Here is a 12601-nt window from a genome sequence, read left to right on the forward strand (position 1 = left end):
TTTAGCGTTTAACCTGCATCTTAGCAGTAACACCATACCCCTGCTTTTCAATTTCCTTGCCATAATCAGCAGAGAGGATGAAGTCCAGGAATGCTTTTACAGCGCCAGTAGCTTCGCCTTTAGTATACATGTGCTCATAACCCCATACAGGATATTTACCGCTGTAGGTGTTATCCAAAGTAGGCTCTACGCCGTCGATTGCTACGGTTGCAACGTCCTTGTTATTTACGAGGTAGGACAGAGCAACATAACCGATAGCACCTTTGTTATCCTTTACGCTTTGCAGCAGAGTGCCTGAGTCATCAGTTTCCAAAGATTTGTTGGTTGCTTCTTTAGCACCGCCCAGAGCGAACTCCTGGAAGAGAGCGCGGGTACCGCTGGTAGCAGGACGGGTAATCAGAACGATAGGTTCATCCGGGCCGCCAACCTGTTTCCAGTTGGTTACCTTAGCGGTGAAGATGTCAGTCAGCTGAGCCTTGGTCAGGCTTTTTACTTTAGCTGCCAGGTCTTTGTTGATAACCGGAGCCATGGTAACTACGCAAACCTTGTGGTCTACAAGTCCTTTGGCAACTTCGGGTTTCAATTTGCTTTCTGCCGGTACGTCAGAGTTACCGATGTTAACGCTGCCGTCCGCAACCTGTTTCAGACCGGTGCCGCTGCCGCCACCGTTAAGGGTGATGGAAACATCCGGGTTAATAGCTTTGAATTTGCTTGCTGCATCCTTTGCCAACGGCAGAAGTGCGGAAGAACCGCTGCCGGTTACACTGCCGGTAACCTTGCTGCCTGCTTTGTTATCTGCAGCCTTGTTATCACTGCCGCAGCCCAAAGCACCGAGTGCTACCATAGCTGCCAGACCTAAACATGCGACTTTTTTCAATTTCATAATATATTTCCTCCTTCAACCATCGTGAAAAAATTTATTTCCGATAAGTTCTGCGCCTTATCAGTAGTGTTCGTGGTTTATGATGCTAGTATAATATATCATTGTTAAGGAAGTATTATGCCGATGTTAAGAGCATATTAAATAGCAAAAAATGCGCAAAAAAACACCTGCCTATCATTTGCTGATAAACAGGTGCCTGTGAAATTTAGGTTAGATTAGCTTACTTGTCCTCTTCGAGGATAATTCGACATTCAGTTTCTCACTTCGCAAAGCTCGTGACAAATCGGGTGTCTCATTTATCCTCTTTCTTGCTCCCTGTTCGGTCGCAAGCGAGGATAGCGCGGCCAACAATTTCTCACTTCGCAAAGATTTTCGTCAGAGCTTACTTGTCCTCTTTCTTGCTCCCTATTCGGTCGCAAGCGAGGATAGCGGGCTCAACTATTTCTCACTTTGCAAAGCTCGTGACAAATTGGAGCTTATTTACCAGTTCTGCCACGTTTGGTGAACGGTACGCCTTTAGCGCACAGCGGGCAGGTTGCCGGATCAAAGGTTTCTACGTTCAGGTGCAGCAGAGCCTCGGTGCGAACGCCGAAGTCTACCTTGCCGCCGCTGCGGTCAACCAGCAGGCCAACGCCTACGAGCTCGCCGCCATGCTCTTTAACTACTTCCATAACCTCTTTAACGCTGCCGCCGGTAGTTACGATGTCTTCAACAACCAGTACGCGGGTGCCTGCCGGAATTTGGAAGCCACGACGCAGAGTCATTTTGCCGTTTTCACGCTCGGTGAAGATAGCACGGGTGCCAAGAGCCTTGCCAACCTCGTGAGCCAGCAGGATACCGCCGGTCATCGGGCCAACTACCAGTTCAATATTGTCGTTTTCATAACGACGTGCGATTTCCTGGCACAGGCGCTCGGTATATTTAGGATGCTGCAGTACGTTGAATTTTTCAACATACATAGGGCTGTGCAGACCGCTGGTCAGCAAAAAGTGACCATGGAGAACTGCTTCGGTTTCCTCGAGCATTTTCATAACATCTTTTTCTTCTAAAACTGCCATTTGCTTACACTCCTTTAATCTCTTCTACAATTGCCAATGCTGCTGCTTGTCTTGCTTCAGCTTTAGTAATAGGTCTGCCTACTACGATGTGACTGCTGCCGTTTTGCAAAGCGCCTGCCGGTGTTGCTACGCGCTTCTGGTCATCCAGAGAGCTGCCCGCAGGACGCACGCCCGGGGTAACAATCAGGAACTCGGGGCCACAAGCCTCACGGATAGCCGCAGCCTCCTTAGGAGAAGCAACAACGCCGTCCATGCCTGCTTCCTTCGCCAGCTTAGCCAGGCTGATAACTTGCTCGGCAATGGTATTTTTATAATTTAAATCAGCAAACTGTTCATCGTCCATGCTGGTAAGAATGGTTACAGCAATCAGCTTCGGTGCCGGACGGCCTGCTGCCTCAGCAGCCTCATGCACAGCCTTAACAGCCTCTGCCATCATCTTTTTGCCGCCGACAGCATGAACGTTCATCATGTCTGCACCCAAATCGCTGAGTACGGTAAGTGCATGAGCAACAGTGTTAGGAATATCCTGCAGCTTGAGGTCCAGGAAAACATGCTTGCCCTGTTCCTTTAAGAAGCGGATTATTTCGCTGCCTACTGCATAATAAAGCTCCATGCCAACCTTGTAGTAGCTTACTGCGTCACCCAATTCGACAACGCAAGCCTTAGCCTGCTCCAAGGTAGGAAAGTCGAGTGCGACTATTAATCTATCATCATGTTGCATGAGAAAATCTCCCTATCAAATATATTTTTTTCAGAACGCCGGAGAATAACGTTATAAATCGTCGTTATACAGCGTCGTTATACAACGGCATGCTTTTTTTACCTTCAGGTAATGCCAAGCCGACAATTTCGGAAATATTCTGCGCGTTATGTCTGTCCAGATATGCCAGCATACCATGAGCAATGGTTTCAGCGATATCAGGCTGTACAAAGTTTGCGGTGCCAACTGCTACCGCGCTTGCGCCTGCCAGCATGAACTCAATTGCATCCTCAGCACACATGATGCCGCCCATGCCGATGATGGGGATATGCACAGCCTGTGCTACCTGGTAAACCAGGCGCACTGCTACCGGACGTACAGCAGGACCGCTGAGGCCGCCGGTTACATTGCCGAGCACAGGACGCTGACGCTCAATATCAATCTTGGTACCGAGCAGCGTGTTAATCATGGAAATTGCATCCGCACCTGCTGCTTCTACAGCCTTCGCCATCACCACAATATCAGTTACGTTCGGAGAAAGCTTGGCGATAACCATTTTGCCGGTGTTGGCCTTAACAGCACGTACAACCTCAGCAGCTGCCTCCGGCACAGTGCCGAAAACAATGCCGCCCTCTTTGACGTTCGGGCAGGAGATGTTGATTTCTACTGCATCAACACCGTCTACATCCAGCTTTTTGGCAACAGCGCCGTATTCCTCGGGGGTATGGCCGTAGATGTTGACAATCACAGGCACATTATATTTTTTCAGCTCAGGCAGCGTGTGCTCCAAGAAGTACTCGCTGCCAGGGTTTTCCAGACCGATGCAGTTCAGCATACCGGACGGGGTTTCTACCGCACGCTGCCCCTTGTTGCCTGCTGCAGGCTCCAGAGATGTACCCTTTACGGTAACAGCGCCAACCTTTTCCAGGTCGAGAAAATCGGTAAATTCCAGGCCAAAGCCAAAGGTGCCGGAGCCGGTAGTAACAGGAGTAGCCATCTTCACGCCGGCAATATCAACTGCCAGACGGCCATCATACAATGCTTTTACCATTCTCCTACCTCCTCTGCCCAGAACACCGGGCCGTCCTTGCAGACCTTGATGCGCTTGCCGATGCCTTCGCAGGCACAGGACAGGCACGCACCCAGACCGCAGGCCATATATTTTTCCAGAGATACCTGACATTTTACGCCGGCTTCTAAGCAGGCGTTGGCAACTGCGCGCATCATCGGTACAGGACCGCAAACGTATACGCAGTCATAGCCACCCTCTTTCAACAGCTGCGGCAGCAGGGCCATTACGGTACCCTTAGTGCCGACACTGCCGTCGTCGGTGGTCAGGTAAATATTTTTGCTGAGGCTTTCATAAAGCTTGGTCCAGAACAATTCCTCGGCACTGCGGCCGCCCATCAGGATATCAGTAGTGCCCTCACCGAAGCCCTCTGCCAAAAACAGCAGCGGAGCCAAACCCAGACCGCCGCCAACCAGCAGCGGTTTTTTGGCGCTCATATCAAAGCCGTGTCCCAACGGGCCGACGATGCTCAGCTCGTCGCCGCTGCAAACGTCAGCCAGGATATGGGTTGCTTCACCGATGATACGATAGATCATGGTGATAGTTCCCTCAGCCTTGTTAACTCCTGCTACGCCGAAGGGACGGCGCAGCAACGGAGCAGTATTCTTGCACACCTTCACGTTGACGAACTGTCCGGGGACAGCTTCGGCAGCGATTTCCGGTGCATAAACATTTATTAATTTTGTCGTACTATTTAAAACTCGTTGACCAATTACCTTGGCACTCGCAATAGTTTTAGACATAATCAATCCTCCCAGGTCAGGTCCTGCAGAGCGGTAACGCGTACAACGCTGCGACGACGCATTGCGCTCATAACGTTCAGCAGCTCGCGTGCAGTATCCATAGAGGTCAGGCAGGCAATTGCATGCTCTACAGTAGAACGGCGGATTTTGAAGCCGTCACGTTCAGCGTCACGGCCGTGGTTGGTGGTGTTGATAACCATGCCGATGCGGCCGCTCTTGATATCATCAATCAGGTTCGGATGACCTTCACTTACTTTGGTAGCAACCTCAACAGTTACACCGTATTGCTGCAGATATTCCGCAGTCCCGTCGGTTGCGATAACAGTATAGCCCAGTTCTTCAAAGCCGCGGGCAATAGCAACTGCCTCAGGCTTATCCATATCAGCAACAGTAATCAGGATTGCACCCTCGTGCGGTACATTGATACCGGAAGCGATGCAGGCCTTATACAGCGCACGGCTGTACTGGTAGTCGCAGGCCATAACCTCACCGGTGGATTTCATTTCAGGTCCAAGGGTGATATCTACGTTGCTCATCTTATTGAAGCTGAATACAGGAGCTTTAACAGCATAGTAGTCCGGGAAGAAGCGCAGGCCTGCTTGCAGTCCCTGCTCTTTGAGGCTCATGCCCATTGCGCATCTGGTAGCAACGTCTACCATGGAGATGCCGGTAATCTTGCTCAGGAACGGTACGGTTCTGGAGGAACGCGGGTTAACCTCGATTACATAGACATGCTCGTCACGAACGATGTACTGAATGTTAATCATGCCCTTAACTTCCAGACCCAGAGCCATTTTATTGGTGTATTCGATAATGGTGCGGATAACACTCTCGCTCAGGCTGCGCGGCGGATATACGGCGATGGAGTCACCACTGTGTACGCCTGCACGTTCAACATGTTCCATAATGCCGGGGATTAATACTTCCTTGCCGTCGCAGATAGCGTCAACCTCTACCTCAGTGCCCTGCAGGTAATGGTCAACCAGTACCGGATGCTCGTGAGAAGCCTTAACAGCGTAGGTCATGTAGTTGCGCAGCTCGTCATCGTTATAAACGATTTCCATAGCACGGCCGCCCAGTACGTAGGAAGGACGAACCATAGTCGGATAGCCAACATTGTGTGCAGCAACCAGCGCACCCTCGGTATCAAATACGGTGTGGCCCTGCGGACGCGGGATATTGCAGCTTGTCAGCAGCTCATCGAAACGTTCACGGTCCTCAGCGCGGTCGATGCTGTCAACTGAGGAGCCCAGAATCTTCACGCCTGCGCGGGAGAGCGGACCTGCCAGGTTGATAGCGGTCTGACCACCGAATTGAACAATAACGCCTTCCGGTTTTTCTTTGTCGATAACGTTGAGAACATCCTCAACAGTCAGCGGCTCAAAGTACAGTTTATCGGAAATATCGAAGTCAGTGGAAACGGTTTCCGGGTTGTTGTTGATGATAATGGTTTCATAACCCATTTCCTTCAACGCCCATACGCAGTGTACGGAGCAGTAGTCAAATTCTACGCCCTGACCGATACGGATAGGACCGGAGCCGAGTACAACTACTCTCTTTCTGTCGCTTACTTCAACCTCATCCTCGGTTTCGTAGCAGGAATAGTAGTACGGGGTTGCAGCTTCAAATTCCGCAGCGCAGGTATCAACCATTTTGTAGGTCGGCAGAATGCCGTTAGCCTTACGCATATCACGGATTTCAAACTCAGTCTTGCCTACGCGTTTACCGATAACAGCATCGGCAAAGCCCATTCTCTTAGCCTTACGCAGCAGGCTCGGAGTCAGCTCGTGAGTTTCCAGAGCTTTTTCCATTTTAATGATGTTTTGGATTTTGGAGAGGAACCACAGGTCAATCTTGGTGATATCGTGAATCTCTTCCAGAGTAATGCCGCGGCGGATAGCCTCAGCAACAACGAAGCAGCGCTCGTCATCAATGCGTTTGATGCGGTCATGAATTTCTTCATCGCTCAAAGCCTTCAGCTCAGGCATTTCCAGATGATTGAGGCCGATTTCCAGGCAGCGAACTGCTTTCAGCATAGAAGCTTCAAAGCTGCGCTCAATTGCCATAACCTCACCGGTAGCCTTCATCTGAGTGCCCAGGGTGCGGTCAGCAGTTACGAATTTATCGAACGGCCAACGCGGAAATTTCAGTACGATATAGTCAATGGTAGGCTCGAAGCAAGCCTTAGTCTTTTTGGTAACAGCGTTTTCGATTTCGTCCAGGTTGTAGCCGACAGCAATTTTGCTGGTAACCTTAGCAATCGGATAACCGGTAGCTTTGGAAGCCAGTGCTGAAGAACGGCTTACACGCGGGTTAACTTCGATTACATAGTAGTTTTCGGAGTACGGGTCGAGAGCCAGCTGTACGTTACAGCCACCAACTACGCCCAGCTCACGCACGATATCGATAGAAGCCTGACGCAGCAGCTGTACTTCTTTATCGCTCAGAGTCTGTGCCGGAGCCACAACGATGGAATCGCCGGTGTGTACGCCAACAGGGTCCACGTTTTCCATGGAGCAGACGGTAATGCAGTTGTCAGCAGCGTCACGGATTACCTCGAATTCGATTTCCTTCCAGCCGGCGATGCTGCGTTCAATCAGGCATTGACCGATAGGGCTGTAGCCCAGGCCCTTTTGCACGATGTCAATCAGCTCTTCCTCGTTTTCAGCAATGCCGCCGCCGGTACCACCGAGGGTATAAGCAGGACGGACAATCAGCGGATAACCGATTTCCTTGCCGAAGTCGCAAGCAGCTTCAATGGTTTCTACGATAGTGCTTTCAGGAATCGGCTGATGGATTTTCTCCATAGTTTCCTTGAACATTTCGCGGTCTTCGCCACGTTTGATAGCGCTGATCTGAGTGCCCAGCAGACGAACGTTGTATTTGCTCAGGATACCCTGCTCGTCCAGCTTCATAGCCATGTTCAGGCCAACCTGACCGCCAAGTGTTGCCAGCAGGGAATCAGGACGCTCACGTTTGATAATTTTTTCAATGAATTCAATGCTGATAGGTTCAACATATACACGGTCAGCCACATGCACATCAGTCATAATGGTTGCAGGGTTACTGTTTACCAGTACAACCTCCAGGCCTTCCTCCTTCAGAGCACGGCAAGCCTGGGTGCCTGCATAGTCAAACTCTGCTGCCTGACCGATAATAATAGGGCCGGAGCCGATAACGAGAACCTTTTTAATATCTTTAAGTTTCGGCATAATTAACGACCCTCCATCATATCAACAAAATGTTTAAACAAATAATCATGATCACCAGGGCCAGGGCAGGCTTCCGGATGATATTGAACGGTAAAGGTAGGATGCTTGGTGTATTCCAGGCCTTCGATAGTACCGTCGTTCATAGAAATGTGGCTGATGTTGATGCCCTTGCCTTCCAGAGATTTTTCATCTACAGCATAGCCGTGATTTTGGGCGCTGATGTAGATGCGGCCGGTTGCCAGGTATTTTACCGGTTGGTTAATACCGCGATGGCCGAATTTCATTTTATAAGTATCAGCGCCGTTAGCCAAAGCCATGAGCTGATGACCGAGGCAGATACCGAAAATCGGTTTTTTGCCGATTAATTTCTTAATGTTTTCAATAACCTCAGGCAAATCCTTCGGGTCGCCGGGGCCGTTGGACAGGAAGATACCGTCCGGATCACATGCCAGCACCTCTTCTGCGGTAGCGGAAGCAGGGAATACTGTCAGGCGGCAGCCAAAGGCTTCAATGGATTTCAGGATATTGCGTTTAATACCGAAGTCCATAACAGCTACATGCAGCTTGCCCTCACCCATGGTGTAAACCTCGGGAGTGGTAACCTCCTCAACCTGGTTGTGTACTGCCGGTAAAGCCAGCAGCTTCTGTACTTCCTCCTCAGGCATTTCTGCCGGAACGATTACGCCCTGCAGTACGCCGTGATTACGGATTTTACGGGTGATAGCACGTGTATCTACACCTGCTAAGGTCGGGATATCCTGTTCAGTCAGAAAGTCCTCCAGGCTCTGCTCATTGCGCCAGTTGCTGGGGCAATCGCACAGCTCGCCGATAACGAAGCCCTGGAAGAAGCATTTCTTGCCTTGGTTAAACAGCGGGTTGCAGCCATAGTTGCCTACCAGCGGATAGGTCATTACTACAATCTGACCGCAAAAGGACGGGTCGGTCAAGGTCTCCTGGTAACCGCTCATGCCGGTGGTGAATACAACCTCACCTACAGCATTGCGTTTGCCACCATACAGAGTGCCTTCAAAAACGCTGCCGTCTTTTAAAACTAATTTTCCTTTTCTCACTTTTTCGTGCATACTACACCATCCCTCATTACAAAATTACCGTGCAGCATAGTGGCAACAGCCTTGCCGGTGCAAGCCTTACCTTCGTACGGGGTGAATTTGCCGCGGGTATAGAATTTGGAGCTGTCAACAGTCCATTTTTTATTCAGGTCCATAATAGTGATATCAGCAACGCTGCCTTCTTTCAGAGTACCACCGGCAAGCTTGAACAGCTTAGCAGGCTCGCAGCTCATTTTGCTGATAATAGTATTCAGGTCGAATACATGGGTATGATATAAGTCAGTCAGCATTACTGCCAGAGAGGTTTCCAGACCGCAGAAGCCGTTCGGAGCATAACGGAATTCAACATCCTTTTCTTCCGGAGCATGAGGGGAGTGGTCGGTAACGATTGCGTCAACAGTGCCGTCTAAAACAGCCTCACGCATAGCCTGTACATGGTCTGCACTGCGCAGCGGCGGGTTAACGCGGGTTGCGGAATTGTAATCTGCGCAAGCCTCATCAGTCAGAGTCAGATGATGTACGGTTACTTCGCTGGTAACATTCACGCCGCGTTTTTTAGCCTGGCGGATGATGTCGATAGCACCCTTGGAGGCAACGTGGCAGATGTGTACATGTGCGCCGGTGTATTCAGCGATGATGCAGTCACGTGCAACAGCGATATCCTCGCTGATTGCCGGTACGCCCGGTACGCCGATACGTGCGGAAACAGCGCCTTCATGCATGTAGCCTTCGGAATCCAGCTCAGGATCAATTGCATGGCACAGCAAAGGTTTGTCGAAAGCAGTTACATATTTGGCAGCCAGCACCATCAGGCGGGAGCTCTTTACATAGTGGCCGTCATCGGAGAAGCCCATAGCGCCTTTTTCTGCCATGTCGCCCATCTCTGCCAGCTCTTCGCCCTTTTCGCCCTTGCTGATTGCACCGATAACTTCAACGTTAGCGTAGCTTTCCTCGCGAGCGCGTTCTTTAATACCGCTTACTACGATGGAGGTATCAATAACAGGCTTGGTATTAGGCATGCAGGCAACGGTGGTTACACCGCCGGCAGCAGCAGCCTTGGTACCGCTGATAATATCTTCCTTAGCTTCCAGGCCGGGCTCACGCATATGAGTATGTACGTCAATCAGACCAGGAGTTACTACGAGGCCGGTTGCATCAAAAACCTCGTCAGCTGCTTCGGCAATATCCTTGCCCAAAGCTTTGATTTTGCCATCCTCAACGAGGATATCCATTACAGCATCTAATTTTTGGCTGGGGTCTACTACCCTGCCGTTTTTAATCAATGTTTTCAATGTGTTTACCTCCTGTCAAAGTCAAGAATAAGAGTGCCATACGTACAGCTACGCCGTTTTGTACCTCAGTACGGATTGCGGCGTTATCGCAGTAACCAACCTCCCAGGAGATTTCCAGACCACGGTTCATCGGGCCTGGATGCAGCACGGTTACGTCAGGCTTAGCCAGCTTCAGGCGGTTTTCGTTAATACCGAAGATACGTGCATATTCACGCGGAGACGGGAACAGGCCCTTTTGCTGACGCTCCAGCTGAATACGCAGGATATCGATTACGTCAGCGCCTTCGATTGCTTCTTCAACGCGTTTGTGTACTGTAACGCCAAGAGAAGCGATGTCGTGCGGCAGCAGAGTCATAGGACCTGCAACGTGTACATCAGCGCCCATTTTGGTCCAGGCAGCAATATTGGTGCGGGCAACACGGCTGTAGAGAATATCGCCGATAATTGCCATTTTCAAGCCCTTCAGGTTTTTGCCCTGCTCACGGATAGTAAACATATCCAGGAAGCCTTGAGAAGGATGTGCGTGTGCGCCATCGCCGGCGTTGATGATTACAGGGTCTGCAACCTTAGCAGCATATGCTGCAGCGCCTTCAATGGGGTGACGCATAACAATCGCATCACAAGCCATGGATTGTACAGTCAGGATGGTGTCGCGCAGGCATTCACCTTTGACAACACTGGAGGAGGATGTAGTGATGTTTACTACATCGGCACCCAGATATTTGCCTGCCAGCTCGAAGGATGTACGGGTACGTGTACTGGGCTCATAGAACAGATTGATGATAGATTTACCGCGCAGTGAGGGCACCTTTTTGATATCCCTCTTCATAATCTTCTTCATTTCCTCAGCGGTTTTCAAAACCAGCTCGATTTCCTCAACGCTGAGGCTTTCCAGATCCAGTATATCTCTGCCACCCAGAGATACATTTGATTTAGCCATTAGCTTTACCTCCTGTTTTTTATAATAAAATTGCATAATAAAAGGCCTTCTCGTCCCATGATGGTGCAAAAAGGCCTTAGGTTTCATAATAACTTATACCTTGCAGTCTCACAGGACCAATTTAAAGGTGCAAATTGATTGTATATATTTTACACCTTAATGAAGAATACGTCAAATATTTCGAGGTAAAATCTTGGCAGGATTTTTTTACTTATAGTATAATAAAGAAGATTAAAAATTAGCGAGGTACTTATGCGAAACACCATTATAGATAATCTGCGTGGCATCTGCATGCTGGGCGTCATCGGTATTCATATCGGCAGCCTGGCACTTGCCCCCAACAACTTTACTCTTTACTTATTACTGGAGATTTTAAGCCGTTACAGTGTCCCCTCCTTTTTCTTTATCTCCGGCTACGGCCTTGCCTGTACGGATAAAGGCCTTTTAAGCGGCAGCCGGCTGAACTATATCGACTTTATGAAGAAGCGTTTGCGGGGAGCAGGCCTGCCCTATCTCAGCTGGTCGCTTTTTTACATGCTTTACTTCTGGCTGATTCTGCCACCGGGCTTCGTCAGCTGGAATCCGCTGCATGTGGCCTATGTTTTATTCTTCGGCCTGGGCTGCTACCATTTGTATTTTATGGTTATCCTGCTATGGTTTTATGCAAGCTATCCGCTCTGGCGCCGGCTTCTGCGTATAATTATACATCAAAGTATACCGTTTATGCTAGTGCTTTTATTCATTTTCCAGCTTGTATTTAACTGGTGGACAACGCATCCGGGCTTGAACACAGCGGGTTGGAGCGTCTTGGCTAAAAATTTCTTTGATTATCGCCTCAACTATCTTCCCTTGCATTATCTGCTTATTTTTATAAGCGGCGGCCTGGCAGCCTGCTATTGGGAAAAATTCATCGCCCTTCTGCGCAGATACAGCACCATGGTATGCGTAATTTTTGCTGCAAGCGTGGCCTGGGACGTACAAAGCTGTTACGAAGCAGTTACTGTCAAAGGCTATACGCTAATTGATCTGGCCAACACCTATCACCAGCTCAGCCCGCAGGGACTCTGCTACACTGTAGGCTCGCTGCTCTTCTTCTGCCTGGCACTGGACTGGCTGGAGCGCAGAGCGCAGGCAAAAGCATATACAGAGGCTCCCAATGCACTGCAATCTATCCCTCAAGCAGCATCGCATACAGAGGCTCCCCTTGTCGTCGCAAGCGACATTAGCACGACCAACAGCTTGTCGCCGCGCAAGCTCACGACAAGCTGGGTCTTAGCGTCGGGGAGCTGTCACCGCAAGGTGACTGAGAGGGGTTCTATAACCACTTTAATCTACAAGGCCATCAGCATCCTTTCCGCTTATTCTATGCTCATCTACTTTGTGCATCCGCTGCTCTTGGACTGGCTCAGCAGCGCCTATAACCATTTCGGCATCATCATGACCGTTAAAAAGGTAGCCCTTTCCTACGTGCTGCTGGTGCTCTGCTCGCTGGCCCTCAGCATCCTGCTGTCGAAGGCATTTGCAAAATGCAGTACGGCAAAGCTGCTGTTTACAGGCAAACGGTGAATTCAATACAAAGCAAAAAGACGTTGCGTGCTTTTTCAAGCACACAACGTCTAATTTTTTCTTTTAAA

10 protein-coding genes are annotated in these 12601 nt (G+C 49.9%); 1 reads left to right on the plus strand and 9 read right to left on the minus strand.

The window, feature by feature from the left end; translation table 11 throughout:
- Nucleotide 1: 1 nt before the first annotated feature.
- The 9 genes from BN587_RS02530 to BN587_RS02570 form a co-directional block, all read right to left on the minus strand.
- On the minus strand, nt 2-883 hold the full coding sequence (locus BN587_RS02530; protein ID WP_021719578.1) for a phosphate ABC transporter substrate-binding protein: 882 nt from the start codon (nt 881-883) through the stop codon (nt 2-4).
- Between the two features lie 476 nt (nt 884-1359).
- Nucleotides 1360-1941, minus strand: coding sequence for an orotate phosphoribosyltransferase (gene pyrE / locus BN587_RS02535; RefSeq protein WP_021719579.1), 582 nt, complete (start codon nt 1939-1941; stop codon nt 1360-1362).
- Nucleotides 1942-1945: 4 nt separating this feature from the next.
- Entirely contained in the window at nt 1946-2662 is a 717-nt protein-coding gene (gene pyrF / locus BN587_RS02540; protein ID WP_021719580.1) for an orotidine-5'-phosphate decarboxylase, read from the minus strand.
- Nucleotides 2663-2726: 64 nt separating this feature from the next.
- Nucleotides 2727-3692, minus strand: coding sequence for a dihydroorotate dehydrogenase (locus tag BN587_RS02545; protein ID WP_021719581.1), 966 nt, complete (start codon nt 3690-3692; stop codon nt 2727-2729).
- Nucleotides 3686-4453 carry a dihydroorotate dehydrogenase electron transfer subunit gene (locus BN587_RS02550; RefSeq protein ID WP_021719582.1) on the minus strand — a complete coding sequence of 256 codons (768 nt, stop codon included), beginning with the start codon at nt 4451-4453 and terminating at the stop codon, nt 3686-3688. Before BN587_RS02550 ends, BN587_RS02545 begins: the two co-directional genes overlap by 7 nt.
- Before the next feature lie 2 nt (nt 4454-4455).
- Nucleotides 4456-7665 carry a carbamoyl-phosphate synthase large subunit gene (carB, locus tag BN587_RS02555; protein ID WP_021719583.1) on the minus strand — a complete coding sequence of 1070 codons (3210 nt, stop codon included), beginning with the start codon at nt 7663-7665 and terminating at the stop codon, nt 4456-4458.
- A gap of 2 nt (nt 7666-7667) precedes the next feature.
- On the minus strand, nt 7668-8747 hold the full coding sequence (locus tag BN587_RS02560; protein WP_021719584.1) for a carbamoyl phosphate synthase small subunit: 1080 nt from the start codon (nt 8745-8747) through the stop codon (nt 7668-7670).
- Nucleotides 8732-10027 carry a dihydroorotase gene (locus tag BN587_RS02565; protein ID WP_021719585.1) on the minus strand — a complete coding sequence of 432 codons (1296 nt, stop codon included), beginning with the start codon at nt 10025-10027 and terminating at the stop codon, nt 8732-8734. The genes BN587_RS02560 and BN587_RS02565 overlap by 16 nt, the downstream gene beginning before the upstream one ends.
- Complete coding sequence (locus BN587_RS02570; protein ID WP_021719586.1) at nt 10011-10967, minus strand: aspartate carbamoyltransferase catalytic subunit; 957 nt, start codon at nt 10965-10967, stop codon at nt 10011-10013. The genes BN587_RS02565 and BN587_RS02570 overlap by 17 nt, the downstream gene beginning before the upstream one ends.
- 252 nt (nt 10968-11219) lie before the next feature.
- Here BN587_RS02570 and BN587_RS11310 point away from each other — a divergent pair, with 252 nt between their 5' ends.
- Nucleotides 11220-12533: an acyltransferase gene (locus BN587_RS11310; protein ID WP_021719587.1), complete on the plus strand. Its 1314-nt coding sequence runs from the start codon at nt 11220-11222 to the stop codon at nt 12531-12533.
- Nucleotides 12534-12601: the final 68 nt, after the last annotated feature.

Source organism: Phascolarctobacterium succinatutens CAG:287, from assembly GCF_000434895.1.
Classification (GTDB): Bacteria; Bacillota; Negativicutes; order Acidaminococcales; family Acidaminococcaceae; genus Phascolarctobacterium_A; species Phascolarctobacterium_A succinatutens_A.